Origin of the sequence: Plantibacter sp. PA-3-X8 (genome assembly GCF_003856975.1) — a bacterium.
GTDB lineage: Bacteria > Actinomycetota > Actinomycetes > Actinomycetales > Microbacteriaceae > Plantibacter > Plantibacter auratus.
This window is the reverse complement of record NZ_CP033107.1, coordinates 3,679,900-3,696,995: the sequence shown is the minus strand read 5'-3', so window position 1 is coordinate 3,696,995 and position 17,096 is coordinate 3,679,900. Positions and strand designations below refer to the sequence as shown.

The window sequence follows — 17,096 nt, the reverse complement described above, 5'->3', positions numbered from 1 at the left end:
ACCGGCCTCCGCCAGCATCAGGTACCCGGTTTCCGAAGAATTCACGCTGGGGTATGTCATCGATGACATGAACGAGGTATGCTCGCCATGACATCGATGACATGAAGCCATCGTCGGAAGCCGACACGGACGTCGGAACCTGAACGGACACCGCCGTGCACCCTGCTGCGAACCTCGACTCGACCGCCGTCGCCTCCGTGGCCTCGGATCGACTCGTCGCCGGCCTCGACCTCGGCAGCACCGGCGTCAAGATCCTCGTGACGGACGCCGACGGCGCCGAAGTCCTCATCCATCAGCTGCCCACCCCGTGGCTCGCCGGTCCAGGCGGCACGACCGTGATGGAGGCGGCGTCCCTCATCGCCACCGTCCGGGAGCTCCTCGACCACGTCGGTGCGGAACTCGTCGACCGGTTCGGGCCGGCCGCGCGGGTCCGGGCCCTCGCCGTCTCCGGCATGGGGGAGTCCGGGATCGTCCTCGACGCCGTCGGCCGGCCCGTCGCGCCTGCGATCGCCTGGTTCGATCCGCGCGGCGCCGAACAGCTCGCGGCCCTCCCGGCCGAGATCGCGGAGCAGTTCGCGGGTCGGACCGGCCTGCCGCTCGGCGTGCAGGTCTCGGTCATCAAGCTCCTCCACCTCCGTGACGCCGGACTCGACCTCGCCGGAACGCGCTGGCTCAACCTGCCGGAGTACCTCGTCTCGGCGCTCGGCGGCGAGGAGGCCGCCGAGTACTCGCTCTCGTCGCGCACCGGCCTGCTCGACCAGGACACGGGTGAGCCGTGGCTCGAACTGCTCGACCACCTCGGCGTCGACGCATCGTTCCTCCCGCCGTTCACCGACGCCGGTGCCCCGCTCGGCGCCGCGAGCAGCCCGTGGGTGCCGCCGGTCTTCTCCGGTGCGGCCCTGACCGTCGCCGGCCACGACCACCTCGTGTCGGCCGTCTCCACCGGCTCGTTCCCCGCCGAGCGGTACCACGTGTCGATGGGCACGGCCGAGGTCCTGCTGCGACGCCTCGACGAACCACTCCCGTTCGCCGCCCGGGAGCGCCTCGCCGAGGTGTTCATCAACTGCGTCCGTCACGTCGTGCCGGGTACCTGGGTGCTCGTCGCCGGTGTCAAGACCGGCCTGCTCATGCGCCGCACCCTCCAGCTTGTCGGGGTGACCGACCGCGCAGGGCGCGACCGCCTGGACGACGAGGTCATGGCGCTCCCGGCGGGCGGGCTGCTCGGTGACGGCGACGTCTCGGTCGCGGGCGCCCGGAACGACGACGGCGTCCTCAAGCTCACGGTCCGTGCCGACGGCGCAGGACCGGCAGAGGTCTTCGAAGCGGTGCTCCGGCACGGCAACGACGAACTCGCCGTGCTCATCGCGGCGATGGACCGCGAGGTCGCGCCGGCCACCTCGGCGCTGCTCACCGGTGGCTGGGCCAGCATGCGGTCCGTGCAACGCGCTCGTGCGGCCGTCCTGCCCGGCGTGCAGGTGTCGCACCGGTCCCAGGACACGGCATACGGCGCAGCCGTCTTCGCCGGGGCCCTCCTCGAACCCGCCATCTCCCGATCACACCCCTGACCGACCGACCACCCGACGACCCAGACCGATCCTCCCCGGCGCGACCGCTGCCGGGATCAGACCCCATCCGAAGCACAAGGAGCACCTCATGAACGCAGTAGCCACCAGGACCAACGAGCTGACGACGCTCGAACGCCGCGCCATGGCCACGATCAGCACCCCGGGCGGCGGCATGCTCATCGTCGCCGGCGACCAGCGCAACGGCATGAAGGCCGTCATGACCGACGCCCCGAACGGCGCGGCCGGCATCAGCCGTGACGAACTCGCCGAGGCCAAGAGCGACCTCGTCCGGTTCCTCGGCAACCACGCACCCGCCATCCTCCTCGACCCGGAGGTAGCCCTCCCGCTCGTCGTCGACGAGCGCACCCTCTCCCGCACGACCGGTCTCGTCGTCGGCATGGACTCCTCGGGCTTCGACACCGAGAACGGTCTGCGCCGGACGAAGTACGTCCCCGGCATGGACGCCCGTCGGGTCCGCGAACTCGGTGGCGACGCCGCCAAGATGCTCTTCTACCTGCGCTCCGACCAGCGCGAGGCCGAGCAGGTCGTCATCGACGAGATCGCCCGCCTCGTGGAGGAGTGCACCGCCGAGGGCGTGCTGCTCATCGTCGAGATCCTCGTCTACCAGCTCGACGGCGAGAGCGACGAGGCCTACGCCGAGATCTTCCCCGAGCTCGTACGCGGTGCCGCGGAGATCTCCGTCGCCGCCGGTTCCAAGGTTCTGAAGCTCCAGTACCCGGGCTCCGCCGAGGCCGCCGCAGCCGTGACCGAGGCCGCCGCCGGTGTGCCGTGGGCCGTGCTGTCCGCCGGCGTCGACCACGAGACCTTCGTCGGCCAGGTCCGCACCGCGGTCGAGAACGGTGCCGGCGGCGCGATGGCCGGTCGTTCGCTGTGGAAGGATAGCCTTTCGATCTCGTCGGCGAAGCGTGAGGAACTGCTCACGAACCGTGCGCTGCCTCGCCTCCGTGAGCTCGAGCAGGTCATCGAGACCGCGCTCGCCGGTCGCTGACGGATCGCGGGCGGCGTCCTCGGTCGCCGCCCGCGAACCAGCCCGATCCGACCACGCCACGCAGGTGGAACCACCCGAGGAGCAGCCATGGCCACGATGCAGGACGTGGCGTCCCTCGCCGGGGTGAGCTCGAAGACGGTCTCCCGCGTGTTCAACGACGACCCGCACGTGCTCCCGGAGACGCGGTCGCGGGTCGAATCGGCCATGCGGGAACTGAACTACGTCCCGAACGTCCTGGCGCGCACCTTCCGCGCCGGGCGGTCCTCCTCCGTCGGCGTCGCGGTCCCGGACGTCGTCGACCCCTTCTTCGCCGCGGTCGTCCGAGCCGTCGAGGAGGTCTGCTCGGTGTCGGGCATCACCACCCTCGTCACGAGCATCGGCGACGACCCGGCGCGCGAGCGTGCCGTGCTCGACTCGCTGCTCCGCTCGCAGCTCATGGGGCTCGTCCTCGCGCCCGTCGCGGAGGACCAGTCGTGGCTCGCGCCGTGGGCCGAGCACACGCCCATCGTGTTCGTCGACCGCGCCCCAGGCGGGCTCGACGCCGACAGCTTCGTCGAGGACGACCACCGCGGCGCCTACCTCGCGACGAGGCACCTGCTCGAGCATGGGCACGCCCGCGTCGCCTTCATCGCCGACTCGGCACACCCGCCGAGCACCCGTCGCCGACTCGAGGGCTACCGTTCGGCGCTCGCCGAGAGCGGGATCGACCTCGACGACGCCCTCGTCAGCCTCGACGCGACGGACCGCGAACCGGCTGCCACCGTGGTGGACGGTCTCCTCGCCCTCGCCTCCCCGCCGACGGCCCTGTTCTCGGCGAACGCGCGCGTGACGATGGCGCTCGTCCCAGCGCTGCGCTCGCGGGGGATCGCCTCGCTCGGCTTCGGCGACTTCCCGATGGCCGACCAGCTCGATCCGGCGGTCAGTGTCATCGAACAGGACCCGGCACGACTGGGCCGCCTGGCCGCCACCCGGGCGCTCGCCCGCTTCGGTGACGCGGACGGTGAGCACGAGCGCAGCACCGTCGTCCCCGTCGGGCTCCTCCTGCGGGAGTCCTGCGGCTGTCACCTCACCGGGTGATCCCCCGGTCGGCGGATGCGCCCCGCGCCGTCGCTCCGTAGCGTGGGAAGCTGTTCGCGACCACGGGGGATCACATGCAGCGACCGGACGACACACCGATCGAGGGCGGCTGGGCGCCGATCGGACTGCCCGCGCCTGGACCGAACCGGACGCCGATCGTCGGCGGGGCGCCCACACCGGCCGCGGGCCCGGTGATCGGTGCCGCCGGGCGGGCCGTGCTCGCGCAGCAGCCGGAGTCGGCGGCGGACCGCCAGCGCCGGCGCAACCGCGAGCTGGCCCCGATCCTGCCCACCAGGGTCCCGTGGGTCGCCGTCACGGTCTTCACCGTGCTCGCCGTGGGCCTCGCCTGGCTCATCGCCGCACCGCTGTGGCTGTCAGGTGAGGGACTCGCGAACCCCTGGTTCCAGCTCATCGCCCTCGGCATGATGTACACCCCGACCATCGCCGCGCTCGTCGTGGTGCTGTTCGTCGCCCGCCCGAGGAGCATCCCGCGGCTGCTCGGACTCGCGCCGCTGCGTCCCCTCGGCCGGACCCTCGGGCTCTGCGCGGCGGCGCTCGTCGGGTTCCCCGTCCTCGCGTTCTGCTCCATGCTGCTCGGGCAGGCCATGGGGCTCATCGAGCTCGACCTCGTCGGCCTGTCCGGTCTCGCCGCCATCATGACCGCCTCGGGCGCCGGCGAGCTCGGGCGGGACGAGCTCACCACGGTCGCCCTGGTCCAGCTCCTCACCCTGCCCCTCGGCGTCCTGGTGGCATCGCTGTCCGCGTTCGGGGAGGAACTCGGCTGGCGCGGCTGGTTGCTGCCGAACCTCCTGCCGCTCGGCACCTGGCCCGCCCTCCTGCTGTCCGGGGCGATCTGGGGCGTGTGGCACGCACCGCTCATCCTCCTCGGCTACAACTACCAGCGGACCGACGTCCTCGGCCTGCTCCTCATGGTGGGCTGGTGCATGCTGCTCGGCGTCCTCATCGGCTGGTTGCGGCTCCGCTCGGCCTCGGTCTGGCCGGCGGTGATCGCCCACGGCGCGGTGAACGCCGCCGTCGGGGCACTGCTGCTGTTCGCCAGCCCGACGTCGATGCAGGACACCGGCAGTGTGTTCGGCACCCTGCTCGGCTGGCCGGGCTGGATCCTCCTCGCAGCGACGACGCTCATCCTGGTCGTCACCGGCCAGTTCGGCAAACGTGCGGTTCCCGGACTGCGTGGCTCGGAAGCAGCCTCGCCCGTGAGCTGACCCTCCGACGCATGCGCGCCGCGTATGAGTCGCACCGGGCAGGCTGCTTGTCCGCCGCTTCGACGCTTGGTGCACTGGGACGATGCGCAGACCCGATCTCCCCGATCTCCCCGAGGCATCCGTCCGCCCACGTGCCGCCCACGCTCGCCGTCACGGCGGTGGGGTGAGCGCACGGGTCCGCCGTCGGCGCCTCATCGTCGGCATCGCAGGCGGCCTCGTGCTCGCGCTCCTCGGGGGTGTCGGTGCGCTGGCACTGCGACTGCAGGGCAACCTCAGCTCCGAGGCCATCGCCGCCCCGACCGGACGTTCGACCGAGCCCGCGCAGCCGGGTGCGCCGGACCCGGCGATCAACGTCCTCCTCCTCGGCTCCGACAGTCGTGACCTCGCGGTCGGCGACTACGGCGAGGACACCGGCACCAAGCGCAGCGACGCGATGGTGCTCGTGCACGTGTCCGAGGGCAACTCCCGGATCGACGCGATGCAGATCCCGCGTGACACGCTGACCGACCTGTCTATGTGCACGGACACCGGGCGGGGGACGCCCGACGACTACGGGATGGTGAACGCGGCGTTGAACTCCGGGGCCGCCTGCTCGGTCGCCGCGGTGCAGGCGATGACCGGTGTACCGATCGACCATTTCATCGAGCTCGACTTCAGCGGCTTCCAGGCGATCGTCAACGGCATGGACGGGCTGGCGGTGTGTCTGCCGTCGGACATGGAGGACCCCTATTCGAACCTCGCGCTGCCCGCCGGGGCCCAGGTCATCGACGGGACGCAGGCGCTCGCGCTCGCCCGCACCCGGCACGCGGTGGGTGACGGCAGCGACATCTCGCGCCTCGGCAACCAGCAGATGGTGATGTCCGCGATCGTGCAGCGGGCGCTGAGTGCCGAGGTGCTCACCCGGCCGGACCGCCTCATCCGCTTCCTGGACGCGGTCACCTCCTCGCTCACCGTCGACACCGCGCTCGGCGACCTCGCGAGCCTGACCTCGCTCGCGCACCGGGTCTCGCAGGTGCCGGCGTCGGCCATCACCTTCCTGACCATGCCGTGGACCGAGGCGCCGTCGGACGCCAACCGGGTCGTCCCGAGCGATGACGCCGCGATCGTCTTCTCGAGCCTCGCCACCGATGTCCCGGTGCCGATCGCGGGAACCGGTGATGCGTCCCCCGCCGAGCCGGTCGCCCCGGTCGAACCGGTGCGGGTCGAGGCGGTCAGCGTCCTCAACGGCTCGCAGACGAACGGGGTCGCGACGGCGACCGCCGACCGACTGACCGCTCTCGGCTACACCGTCGCGTCGATCGGCGACGCGGAGACGGACACGCCGGTCACACTCCTGCTCGCGCGCGACTCGGACGCGGCTCGGGCGACGGCCGCCTCGCTCGCCCAGGAGTTGGGGATCACGGTCGTCGTGAGCGGTGAACCGGGACCGGACGAGCAGGACGTCGTGCTCGTCATCGGCGACGACTTCGCCTCACTGACCCCGCCTGCCGCGCCCGCGCCCGTCGAGGTCGAGTCCCGCAACGCCGCCGCGGACCTCTGCGGGTGACGCGGGGCGTCGTCAGTCCCCGGGTGGGACCCGCTCCGCCAATCGGAGGAAGGCACTCACGGCGGGTGTCCGGACGCTGTCGTGGCGCACGAGCAGGCCGATGCTCCTCGTGACCGGTGCCGGGAACCGGCGGACCCGGGCGCCGTTCGCCGCAGCCCAGTCGGCGAGACGCTCGGGCACCACGGTCAGCCCGACGCCGGCGGTCGCGAACCGCGTGAGCGCGTCGCGCTGGGTGGTCACGATGACCCGCGGTGGCTGCACGCCGAAGCGGGCGTAGGCCTCGTCGGTCACGGCGCGCATCGACGTCCCGCGCGGAAGGGTCACCAGGGTGTGCGTGGCCAGCTCGTCGCCGGTGATGGTCGGCGGCGTGTGCTCGGCCTCGCGCTCGGCGACGTTCCTGAGGCCGGGGAGGACGATCGCGAACCGCTGTTCCTCCAGGAGCCGCACCTCGACACCGGGGCCGGCGGTGGCCACATCGGCCACGCCGAGGTCGATGCGCCCGAGGTCGACGGCCTCGAGCAGTTCGGCGGAGTCGACGGCGCCCGTGACCTCGATGCGGACGTCGGGGTGCGCGGCGTGGAACCGGGCGACGAGCTCCGGGACGTGGGTCGCGACGAGCGAGGGGAGCGCGCCGATGCGGAGCGTGCCGGCGGTGAGCGCCTGCTGGGCGTCGGCGAGCGCGCGGAGCCCGTTCGCCTCCTGCAGCATCCGCCTCGCCGGGCCGAGCACGGACCGGCCGGCGTCGGTGACCTGCATGCGCCGACCGACCCGGGTGAAGAGCGCGAGCCCGAGGTCCGTCTCGCAGCGTTGGATGCGTCTCGTGAGCGAGGGCTGCGAGATCCGGAGGACGTCGGCCGCTGCGGCGTACGAGCCGTAGTCGACGACCGCGACGACCGCTTCCAATTGCTCCAGGTTCATGCGTCGTGGGTCCGGATCATGCCTCCACGCTATCGACACCTGCTGGAGATGCCTGGGCGCCGGGGGTTCACCCCGCAGCAGGATGCTTCGCCGCGGAAGCTCCTGCCCCGGGCGGATCTCCTGCCGGAGCCTACCGAGCGCAGGCGTCGAAGACGTGGGCGGGGTCGTCGGCCGTCCGGAGGTCGCGGTCGCGCAGGATCGTGGAGAACGGGACCTGCGGATCGGCGCACACCTCGTCGAAGGTGCCGCGCAGGTCGTCCGTGTACTCGATGTCCAGCACGGCGTCTCCGTACACCTCGGTGTAGGTGGCGCACTCGTCGAAGCGGTGGCACTCCTCCGCGACGGCGAAGTCGAACCCGACGTCGTCCCGTCCTCGTGTGCCGAGCTCGGCGGCGTTCTTCTGCCCGATGAGGAGGCCCGCGTCGTGGGCGAGGTCGGCGTACCGGGTGGCGAGGGCGATCGCGTCCTCCACGGTGAGCCGACCGTCGGACCGGGTGTACGAGTCGAGGTTGTCGATCTCGACGGCGTCGAAGCCGGCCTCCGCGCAGCGGGTGATGCTCGCACCGACCCGCTCGGCGATGCGCGCGCGACGGTCGTCGGTGGAGAGGTCGAAGATGAGTTCGTCGGGCCAGTTCTCGTCGATGACCGGTTCGCCGGCGTCGTCGGTGAGAACCAGGTCCGGCTCGGCGAGCCAGGCCTCGCGATCGGCCGGCTGGCTCTGGAACCCGTTGACGTAGCAGATGGAGTACCGGTCGGGGTCGGGGGAGTCGGTGCTGTCGCGCGCGACGCCGCCCACGCCGGCCGCCGGCTCGTAGCCGCCACCGAGCTGGTAGTCGAAGACGACGTCCGTGGGGAAGCCACCCGCTGAGTGGGTCGGTCCGGTGTCGGAGCTCGCACCGCTCGGGAACGTGGAGCAGCCGGCGGCGGTGACCGCGAGCAGGAGGGCGGCGCCCGCGGCGGTGAGTAGGTGCGCGCGGCGGGGGAGACGGGTCATGTCTCCACCCTAGGTCGCGGTCCCGTCCCGGGGTCGCCGCTCAGCCGGTACCGTTGGGGGCATGAAGTATCTGGTGTTGTTCTCCGCGGGTGCCGCGCTCATCGTGCTCGGGGTCGTCTTCGCGTTGCTCCTGGAGCTGCCGGTCGGGTTCCGGATCGCCGGGCTCGTCGCCATGCTCCTCGGCACCGTCGTCATGGGTGTGAACATCGGTCTCCAGTTCTTCGACCGCCGCAAGGAGCGCGCACGTCGGCTCTGAACCACGACGGCGCAACCACCTGACCCGGTCGGTTCCCCGGCGTTACCCTCGATGGAACCGACCTCCACCGAGGCGGGACGACGACAACCCGGAGGCATCGTGGCGCGCGCGCTCTTCATCATCGACGTACAGAACGACTTCACCGAGGGCGGTGCGCTCGGCGTGGACGGCGGCGAGGTCGTCGCCGCCGGGGTCACGCAGTTGTTGGCCGAGCACGGGGCCGATTACGCGCACGTGTTCGCCTCACGCGACTGGCACGACGCCGAGGGCGACAACGACGGTCACTTCGCGACGGGAGAGCCCGACTACGTGACGAACTGGCCGGTGCACTGCGTCGCGGGGAGTTCAGGCGCCGAGTACCACCACGCGCTCGACACCAAGAGCGTCGACACCCACATCCGCAAGGGCCAGGGTGCCCACGGATACTCGATCTTCGAGGGCGTGACGCCCGAGGGTCTGAGCCTCGACGAGGTTCTCACGGATGCCGGAATCACGGAGGTCGACGTCGTGGGTCTCGCGACCGACTACTGCGTCCGCCGGAGTGCGCTCGACGCCATCGAGCACGGCCTGCAGGTCCGCGTCCTCGCAGGTCTCGTCGCGCCCGTCGACCGGGCCGCCGGGGATGCGGCGCTCGCCGAGATCGCTGAAGCCGGGGGAGTCGTCGTCCTCGCCTGAACTCCGTCGCCGGGCACCCGACGCAGATAGTAAGCTAGCTGCATATTATTCGGAGCAGGGCGAGAACGGGGCGCGCGCATGACGCACGGACGACACGGCGGAACGCAGACGGACGCGGACACCCGGACGCAGCAGCGGGACCGTGCGGGTGCGCCGCGGTGGCTGCGGGTCCTGCTCCCCGCGGTCCTCATCCTCCTCTGGCTCACGGCCGCCGGCGTCGGCGGTCCGTACTTCGGGAAGGTGAGCGAGGTCGCGACCAACGACCAGACGAGCTTCCTCCCCGCGAGCGCGGATGCGACCGAGGTGCAGACGGCACTCGACGGATTCCGGGAGGGTGACGACATCCCGGCCCTCGTGCTGTTCGTCCGCGACGGCGGGATCACCGACGAGGACCGGGCGGTGATCGACGACGAGCTCTCAGCCCTGTCCTCCACCGAGGGCGTCGCCGACGGCGTCTCTCCGGCCATCCCCTCCGAGGACGGCGACGCGGTCGAGGTCTTCGTCCCGATCAGCGGCGACGCGGAGGTCGGCGACGTCGTCGAGGCCCTTCGTGCACAGCTCGCCGAAGCCGCCCCGGCGGGCCTCGACGTCTTCGTCACCGGCCCGGCAGGGTTCACCGCCGACCTCACCGACGCCTTCGCCGGCATCGACGGCATCCTCCTCCTGACCGCGCTCGGCGCCGTCTTCCTCATCCTCATCGTCGTGTACCGCTCGCCGGTCCTCCCGTTCCTCGTGCTCGGCACCTCGCTGTTCGCCCTCTGCACCGCACTCCTCACCGTGTGGTGGCTCGCAAAGGCCGGCGTCGTCCTGTTGAACGGGCAGGTGCAGGGCATCCTCTTCATCCTCGTGATCGGTGCGGCGACCGACTACTCGCTGCTCTACGTCTCGCGCTACCGGGAGGCGCTCCGCGACCACGAGCGGCGGTGGGATGCGACGTGGGCTGCGCTCCGCGGATCGTTCGAGCCGATCGTCGCGTCGGGCGGCACCGTCATCGCCGGTCTGCTCTGCCTGCTGCTCAGCGACCTGAACTCGAACAAGGCGCTCGGGCCGGTCGCCTCGATCGGGATCGTCTTCTCGGTCCTCGCAGCGCTCACCTTCCTGCCCGCGCTCCTGCTGGCCTGCGGTCGCACCTCGTTCTGGCCGCTGCGCCCGAAGGTCGGGAGCGAGCACCGTGTGCGCGCCTCGTCGACCGACGACACCGCCGTGCCGACCACCGGTCTGTGGGGTGGGATCGCCCGCCTCATCTCCCGTCACGCCCGCGTCGTCTGGATCGGGAGCACCCTGCTCCTCCTGGTCGCGAGCCTCGGGGTCTTCCAGCTCAAGGCGGACGGCGTCGCCCAGAGCGACCTCATCCTCGGCACCTCCGAGGCCCGTGACGGTCAGGCCGCCCTCGGTGAGCATTTCCCGGCCGGTTCGGCGAGCCCCGTGTACGTCCTCACGCAGGAGGGCGATGCCGCGCAGGTCATCGGCATCCTCGAGGAGGCGGACGGTCTCGACAGCGTCCAGGTGCTGTCGAGCGACTCCGCGACCGGCACCGCGGACGCGACGGTGAGCGACGGGGAGGCGGTGTTCACGGCTCCCGCCGCGGGGCCGCCGGGTACCCCGGTGGCGTCCGCCGAACCGACGGTCGACGACGGCCGCATCCTGCTCCAGGCGACGCTCGACGCGGCACCGGACTCCGCGTCGGCGGAGGAGAGCGTGCGACAGTTGCGCTCGACGCTCGACGCCGAGGTCGGCTCCCACACCCCGGTCGGCGGCGTCACGGCGACCGCCATCGACTCGAACGACGCGTCCATCCACGACCGGAACCTCATCATCCCCGTGGTGCTCGCCGTCATCCTCCTCATCCTCATGCTGCTGCTCCGCTCGGTGCTCGCCCCGGTGCTGCTGATCCTCAGCGTGGTGGTGTCCTTCGGGGCAGCCCTCGGGGTCTCCGCGCTCGTGTTCAACCACGTGCTCGGGTTCCCGGGCGCGGATCCGAGTGTGCCGCTCTACGGCTTCGTCTTCCTCGTGGCGCTCGGGATCGACTACAACATCTTCCTCATGACGAGGGTCCGCGAGGAGTCGCTGCGGGTCGGAACGAGGGCCGGCGTGCTGCGGGGGCTGGCGATCACGGGTGGCGTGATCACCTCGGCCGGACTCGTGCTCGCGGCCACGTTCGCGGCGCTGGGCGTCATCCCGATCCTGTTCCTCGCGCAGATCGCATTCATCGTGGCGTTCGGGGTCCTCCTCGACACGATCATCGTCCGGACGCTGCTCGTCCCAGCCCTCAGCCACGACATCGGGAGCGCCATCTGGTGGCCGTCGAAGCTCGCGAAGGGTCGTGTCGAGCACCGGCACGCGGCCTGACCGAGGCGGTCGCGACCGGTTACCCCTGCTCAGCGAGGAACGCCAGCACGGCGTCCTTGAACGCCCGCGACGAGACCGCGTTGAAGTGTTCGCGGCCGGGCAGCCCCACGTAACGGGCACTGGCGGCTTCGGCGAGCCGCCGACTCCCGGCGGCGACCGCGTCGCCGTCTCCGGTCACGAGCAACATGGGCAGTGGCGGCACCTCGGCCGTGCTCGGCTGCGGTCCTCCACGGAGGCCGTCCACCAGGGCGATGAGCGCCTCAACGTCGTTGCCCGGGACGCCCTCGGCCATCGTCACGTACGTGTCGGTGAGGGCGTGGGCGATCGTCGTCCCGGTCCTCACGTGGTGACGGGCCGCCTCCAGGTCGAAGTCGCGGAGCGAGTCGCCCTCGGGGAGGCCGCCGAGGCTGAGGGAGCGCACGCGGTCGGGGTGCCGGACGCCCAGCCGCCAACCCACCCGGGAGCCCAGCGAGTACCCGAGGTAGTGCGGCTCGTCGACGCCGTAGCCGTCGAGGACGGACAGGACGTCGTCGACGAGGATGTCGAGGCGGTATGCGGCCGGATCCGTCGGTTTGTCCGAGGCTCCGTGACCGCGTTGGTCGAGGGTCAGCAGGCGGTACCCGGCGCGCGTGAGCGTGCGTGTCCACCCGGCGAGGTCCCAGTTGAGTCCGGCGCTCGAGGCGAAGCCGTGCACTGCGATGATCGTGCCGAGGTCGCCTGTGCCCGGAGCCGGTTCGTGGAGGTACGTCGCTACCCGGATACCGTCCGTCGACATGACGTAGGTGGGTGCGGTCGGGGCAGGCTGAGGAAGCACCCGTCAACGATACCCGCGGTGGCGCCGCACAGGCTCAGTCGACGGCGACCGGTCGTGGTCCCTGCTGCATCATCTCGGAGAGGTACGGGGCGACGACGCTCGTGGAGATGCGGCAGTCGAGCAGGAGGACGCCCTGCGCCCCGGCGTGGACCCAGTCGGTGAGTCCGTCGAGGGCCGCGAGCGTGTCGACCGTCACGCCCTGGCCCCCCAAGGCGCGCGCGAGGGCGGCGAAGTCGACCTCGTCGATGAGCATCGGGGTCTGGTCGAGTCCACGCGAGCCGTACTGGTGGACCTCCGCTCCGTAGGCCGCGTCGTTGAAGACCACGATCACGCCGCTCGGCACCGTGCGGATGACGGTGTCGAGGTCGGGGAGCGCCATGAGGCCGCCGCCGTCGCCGGTGCACAGGACGGTGGTGCCCGTGTGCCCGGCCGCCGCGGCACCGACGGCGCTCGGGAACCCGAGTCCGATCGACTGGTACGCCGTCCCGACCATGACGAGGCGATCGGGGGAGGGGATGTCGAAGTACATCGGCGCCCAGCCGATGAAGTGGCCGCCGTCCTGCACGACCGTGCGGTCGGCCGGGAGCAGCTCGTCCAGTCGGTGCGCGAGGCTTCGTGGGTCGAGGCGCCCGTCCGCGCACAGCCCGTCGCCGGTCGAACCGTCACCCAGGTCGCGGTCGAGGTGCGGTGCTGGGCGGGCGCGGCCGGCCGACGCGACCCATCCGGACCCCGCGCCGTCGGAGAGCCGTTCCAGGAGACCTGCGGCTGCGAGGGCCGCGTCACCGTGGATGAGCTCGTCGACCCTGGCGTTCGTCGGGGCGTCGGCGAGGTCGACCTGGATGACGTGCGCGTCGGCGGAGAAGGCCTCGCCGAACCGCATCGTGAACTGGTTGAGGCCGGCGCCGACGACGAGCACGACGTCCGCTTCGGCGATGCGTGTCGCGGCGTGCTCCGTCGCGAAGCCGCCGGCCACCCCGAGATCACGGGGGCTGGAACCGAAGAGCCCGCGTCCGAGCGCTGTGGTGGCGGTGTGGGCGTCGAGCCGCTCGGCGAGCTCGCCGAGGACGGGTCCGGCGTCGGCCAGCCAGGCTCCACGCCCGGCCAGGATGAGCGGACGGTGTGCGCTGCGCAGGGCGGCGGCGGCGGTGTCCAGGCGCCGTGCGACGGGCTCCACGCGGGACGGCCGGACGAGCGCCGGGTGGTGTGGTGTCCCGTCCGCCCGCAGCGGCTCGTCGGACGCCACGGCGGCGAGGTCGTAGGGGATCGCGAGCACGACCGCGGTCCGGCGGTGGACGGCGTGCTCGATGGCCCGCAGCGTGGTCGCGGTGGCGTCGTCACGACCGACGGTGAAGGTGGGGGCACCGAGCCCGGCGGCGATCTGGAACTGGTCGACGTCCCAGGGGCGGGTACCGGTGGTCGGGGCGTCACCGACGACGAGGACCAGCGGGATCTGGGCCATCACCGCCTCCGCGAGGGGTGTCAGGGTGTTGGTGAATCCGGCTCCGTAGGTCGCGGTCGCGGCAGCGAGACCGCCGCCCGCGCGGGCGTAGGCGTCGGCTGCGGCGACACCGCCGGCCTCGTGCCGCATGGCGGTGAAGCGGGTCGTGGTCGAGGCGAGGGCGTCGAGGAGGTGCGCGTTGCCGTTGCCCATGACGCCGAACACCTCGGAGACATGGCGGCTGAGTGCCTGTGCCACCCGGGCGGAGACGGTGGAGGAGCGGATCGACGTGAGAACGGTCGACGAAGCGTGTTCGGACATGGGAGACCTTCGAGAACGTGGACGGATGGGATTCCGTGTGTGTCTCGCCGGTGCTGGCCGCGCTATCGCCCTTTTTTCGAGCAACGACCCCCGTGTTGCGGAGTCTGACGAGCACACTCTACTCCGCGGTGACCGCGCTGCACAGTGCGGCCGCGACAGCATCCGCTCCACATGCGTGATGCCTGCCGGACAGTCGGACCCGGGTTCGATCAAGGCTTGCTCCATGACCCACATCGTGCAGGCCAATGCGGCCGAAGACCTCCTCGCCCTCATCCCCGGACTCGTCGGAAGCACTCCGAGATCGAGTCTCGTCGTCGTCCTGTTCGCGGGCCGTCACAGCCGCGGCGCACTCCAGGTGCACCTGCCGGCCGGAACGGACGTCGACCGGCAGGTGGCGGACGCCGCCGCGGAGCGCGCCCTCGGATTCGCCTGCCGGGCCCCGGGTGTCGACGCCATCGTGCCCGTGGTCTACACGGACGACGCGTTCGGAGCAGGGGCGGAGCCGCCGGGCAGGACCATCGCCGACGCTGTCCTCGAGCTGGCGAGCGCACAGGGGTTCATGGTCAAAGACGCGCTCTGCTCGGCCGCTGACGGCTGGGGCTCCTACCTCGACCCTGCACTCCCCGCCGGAGGGCGCTCGCCGGGGATCGTGGCCTCGGCGGCGGTCCCGCCGGTCCCACCGCTCCCCTGGGAGCTCGTCACGACCGAGGTCCCGCGGGTGGACGTGGCGACGTTCGCAGCCGTCGACCTCGAGTACCGGGTGCTCTGCGCTCGACTGGCCTCCATGCTCGACGCGGCCGCCGATCACGCGCGCACGACCTGGCGGATCGACGTCGGAGACGCCGTGGAACGACTCGACGGCCTTCCTGCGGTCTTCGAGGACGCGCTCGCCCGCGGCGTCGATGCGATGACCGCTCGGGAAGTGGCCTTCCTGTTGCTGAGCCTGTCACGCCCGTGGGCGAGCGATCTCGCACTCATGCAGTGGGCGTTCGGGCGCGAGCTGGGCGAGGAACTCGACGACGCCGAACGCGCGTACGGGCATCTGCCGGTCGGGACGGACGACCCGGAGGTGTTCCACCGGGTCGCCCACCTGCTGGTCGGCGACGGACCGCATCCCGACGTCCAGCGCATCCGTGCGGCGAGCAGCCTGCTCCTCGGCGTCGCGGCGCGAGCGTCGGAGCCAGCACGCGTCGCGCCGCTCGCCATGCTCGCCTGGCTGTCGTGGGCGCTCGGTCAGAGCACGCGCGCGGCCGCCTTCCTCACCGAGCTGATCGACGAGGAGCTGGACCACCCGCTGGCGGCGACCGTCGGTTCGCTGATCCGCCAGGGGCACCTCCCGGCCTGGGCGTTCTGCAGCACCCCGGGAACACACGACGGCGTCGCCGCCCCCAGCGATCAGCCCGCCGCGTGACGCTCGAGGAAGTCGTAGACCTCGGAGTCGTCGACGCCGGGGAAGGTGCCGCTCGGCAGCGGGGAGAGGATGTGGGTGTGCAACCGGGCGCTCGGCCAGGCCTGCTCCCGCCACTTGTCGGCGAGGTCCGACGGTGGACGACGGCAGCAGGTCGGGTCCGGGCAGGTGGAGACCGCACGCGTCGTGGTCTCCCGTCCGCGGAACCATTTCGCCTCGCCCCAGGGCACGCCGACCGAGATCGAGAACTCCCCGGCCTCGGTCGTGCCGGTCTGCGTCGCGCACCAGAAGGTACCGGCCGGGGTGTCGGTGTACTGGTAGAGCTCCGTGGTGCGGTTCGTCCGCGCGAAGGCGTTCCGCGCGCTCCACTTCCGGCACACGATCTGGCCCTCCACCGCGCCCGTCACGTCGACGGGCAGCGGCAGCGCATCGTTCTCATAGGCCTTCGAGATCGCCCCGTCCTCGGAGACCCGCAGGAAGTGCAGGCGCATGTCGAGCCGGGCGGTCGCCAGGTTGGTCAGGCGCAGCGCCGCGGCCTCATGGGTGACCCCGAAGGCGTCGCGGAAGTCCTCGACGGCCAGGTTGCGGTCGCGCTTGGCCTGCTGCAGGAACGACACGGCGGCCGTCTGCGGCATGAGCGCCGCCGCCGCGAAGTAGTTGATCTCGAGCCGTTGCCGGAGGAACTCCGCGTAGCTCGTCGGACGCTGGTGCCCGAGCAGGCGGTGCGCCATCGCCTGCAGGGCCATGGATCGCAGGCCGTGTCCGCCGGGGATCGAGGCCGGTGGCAGGTAGATGCGCCCGTTCTCGAGATCGGTGACGCTGCGGGCGGAGTGCGGCAGGTCGTTGACGTAGATGAGGTCGAAGCCGAGCTGTTCCGCCATGATGCTCACCGTGCGGTGGGTGAGTGCGCCGGTACTGTGACCGGCGCGCAGCACGCGCGACTCCGCGAGTTCCTCGATCTCGGGCAGGTGGTTGTCGCGCTCCCGCATCCACTCCCGCAACTCGGTGTTGGCACGCCGCGCCTCCTCCGGGGTCGCGATCGCCTCGCTCGCGTGCCGCTGCAGTTCGCGGTGCAGGCCCACGAGTGCGCGGAGGGCCTCGTCCGGGATGCCCTTCGACGGTTTGACGATCGGCAGGGTCAACTCGCCGTAGAGGGCACTGCGCTGGAGGCGGTCCAGCTCGATCTCCAGCGCCGCGCGGGGGTTCGGTGCCTCCTTCGACAGGAGGTCGGTCAGGTCGACCCCGAGCGCGGTCGTCAGCTCCTGCAGGACCGACAGCTTCGGCTCGCGCTTCCCGTTCTCGATGAGGGAGAGCTGGCTCGCCGCCAGCCCGACCCGTTCGCCGAGGTCGTCGAGGGTGAGGCCTCGCCGGGTCCGGAAGTGCCGGATCCGATGGCCGAGCGTGAGGAGCTCGGCGGCGGCGTTCGATGCGGGAGTCGGCGTCATTCCTTCACCATATCGAAAGAACCACGATTCTTGAAGAGAGAACGTGTGTGAAGAT

The 17,096-nt window shown here is 71.6% G+C and carries 14 protein-coding genes; 9 read left to right on the top strand and 5 right to left on the bottom strand.

From position 1 onward, the window contains the following. Positions 1-155 precede the first annotated feature (155 nt). The 5 genes from EAO79_RS17280 to EAO79_RS17260 all read left to right on the top strand — a co-directional run bounded on the left by EAO79_RS17280 (position 156) and on the right by EAO79_RS17260 (position 6,423). The gene (locus EAO79_RS17280) at positions 156-1,565 is read left to right on the top strand and encodes an L-fuculokinase (protein ID WP_202939830.1); all 1,410 of its coding nucleotides are present in this window, start codon (positions 156-158) and stop codon (positions 1,563-1,565) included. 88 nt (positions 1,566-1,653) lie between these two features. Further along, positions 1,654-2,574, top strand: coding sequence for a hypothetical protein (locus EAO79_RS17275; RefSeq protein WP_197479028.1), 921 nt, complete (start codon positions 1,654-1,656; stop codon positions 2,572-2,574). Positions 2,575-2,661: 87 nt separating this feature from the next. Further along, positions 2,662-3,651 carry a LacI family DNA-binding transcriptional regulator gene (locus EAO79_RS17270; protein ID WP_124769735.1) on the top strand — a complete coding sequence of 330 codons (990 nt, stop codon included), beginning with the start codon at positions 2,662-2,664 and terminating at the stop codon, positions 3,649-3,651. 74 nt (positions 3,652-3,725) lie between these two features. After that, positions 3,726-4,877: a CPBP family intramembrane glutamic endopeptidase gene (locus EAO79_RS17265; protein ID WP_124769734.1), complete on the top strand. Its 1,152-nt coding sequence runs from the start codon at positions 3,726-3,728 to the stop codon at positions 4,875-4,877. A gap of 82 nt (positions 4,878-4,959) precedes the next feature. Then, positions 4,960-6,423, top strand: a complete 1,464-nt coding sequence (locus EAO79_RS17260; RefSeq protein ID WP_124769733.1) for an LCP family protein — start codon at positions 4,960-4,962, stop codon at positions 6,421-6,423. Between the two features lie 12 nt (positions 6,424-6,435). Here EAO79_RS17260 and EAO79_RS17255 read toward each other — a convergent pair whose 3' ends face one another. After that, a complete protein-coding gene (locus EAO79_RS17255) occupies positions 6,436-7,341 on the bottom strand; it encodes a LysR family transcriptional regulator (RefSeq protein ID WP_124769732.1) in 906 nt (301 codons plus the stop codon). Between the two features lie 130 nt (positions 7,342-7,471). Further along, positions 7,472-8,335: an endo alpha-1,4 polygalactosaminidase gene (locus EAO79_RS17250; RefSeq protein ID WP_124769731.1), complete on the bottom strand. Its 864-nt coding sequence runs from the start codon at positions 8,333-8,335 to the stop codon at positions 7,472-7,474. Between the two features lie 61 nt (positions 8,336-8,396). Here EAO79_RS17250 and EAO79_RS17245 point away from each other — a divergent pair, with 61 nt between their 5' ends. The 3 genes from EAO79_RS17245 to EAO79_RS17235 all read left to right on the top strand — a co-directional run bounded on the left by EAO79_RS17245 (position 8,397) and on the right by EAO79_RS17235 (position 11,615). Further along, positions 8,397-8,591: a hypothetical protein gene (locus EAO79_RS17245; protein ID WP_079707354.1), complete on the top strand. Its 195-nt coding sequence runs from the start codon at positions 8,397-8,399 to the stop codon at positions 8,589-8,591. Positions 8,592-8,690: 99 nt separating this feature from the next. Continuing rightward, a complete protein-coding gene (locus tag EAO79_RS17240; RefSeq protein ID WP_124769730.1) occupies positions 8,691-9,266 on the top strand; it encodes an isochorismatase family protein in 576 nt (191 codons plus the stop codon). Positions 9,267-9,344: 78 nt separating this feature from the next. Next, a complete protein-coding gene (locus EAO79_RS17235; RefSeq protein ID WP_124769729.1) occupies positions 9,345-11,615 on the top strand; it encodes an efflux RND transporter permease subunit in 2,271 nt (756 codons plus the stop codon). A 19-nt stretch (positions 11,616-11,634) separates the two neighbouring features. Here EAO79_RS17235 and EAO79_RS17230 read toward each other — a convergent pair whose 3' ends face one another. After that, positions 11,635-12,429, bottom strand: coding sequence for an alpha/beta fold hydrolase (locus EAO79_RS17230; protein ID WP_241160918.1), 795 nt, complete (start codon positions 12,427-12,429; stop codon positions 11,635-11,637). Positions 12,430-12,463: 34 nt separating this feature from the next. Further along, positions 12,464-14,188 (bottom strand): thiamine pyrophosphate-binding protein, encoded by a 1,725-nt coding sequence (locus EAO79_RS17225; protein ID WP_124769728.1) that lies wholly within the window; start codon positions 14,186-14,188, stop codon positions 12,464-12,466. Between the two features lie 223 nt (positions 14,189-14,411). On the opposite strand from EAO79_RS17225, the gene EAO79_RS17220 reads away from it, so the two are divergent. After that, complete coding sequence (locus EAO79_RS17220) at positions 14,412-15,599, top strand: DUF4192 family protein (protein ID WP_164486974.1); 1,188 nt, start codon at positions 14,412-14,414, stop codon at positions 15,597-15,599. On the opposite strand, the gene EAO79_RS17215 is transcribed toward EAO79_RS17220, so the two are convergent. Further along, positions 15,584-17,041, bottom strand: coding sequence for a helix-turn-helix transcriptional regulator (locus tag EAO79_RS17215; protein WP_124769726.1), 1,458 nt, complete (start codon positions 17,039-17,041; stop codon positions 15,584-15,586). The genes EAO79_RS17220 and EAO79_RS17215 overlap by 16 nt on opposite strands. Positions 17,042-17,096 lie beyond the last annotated feature (55 nt).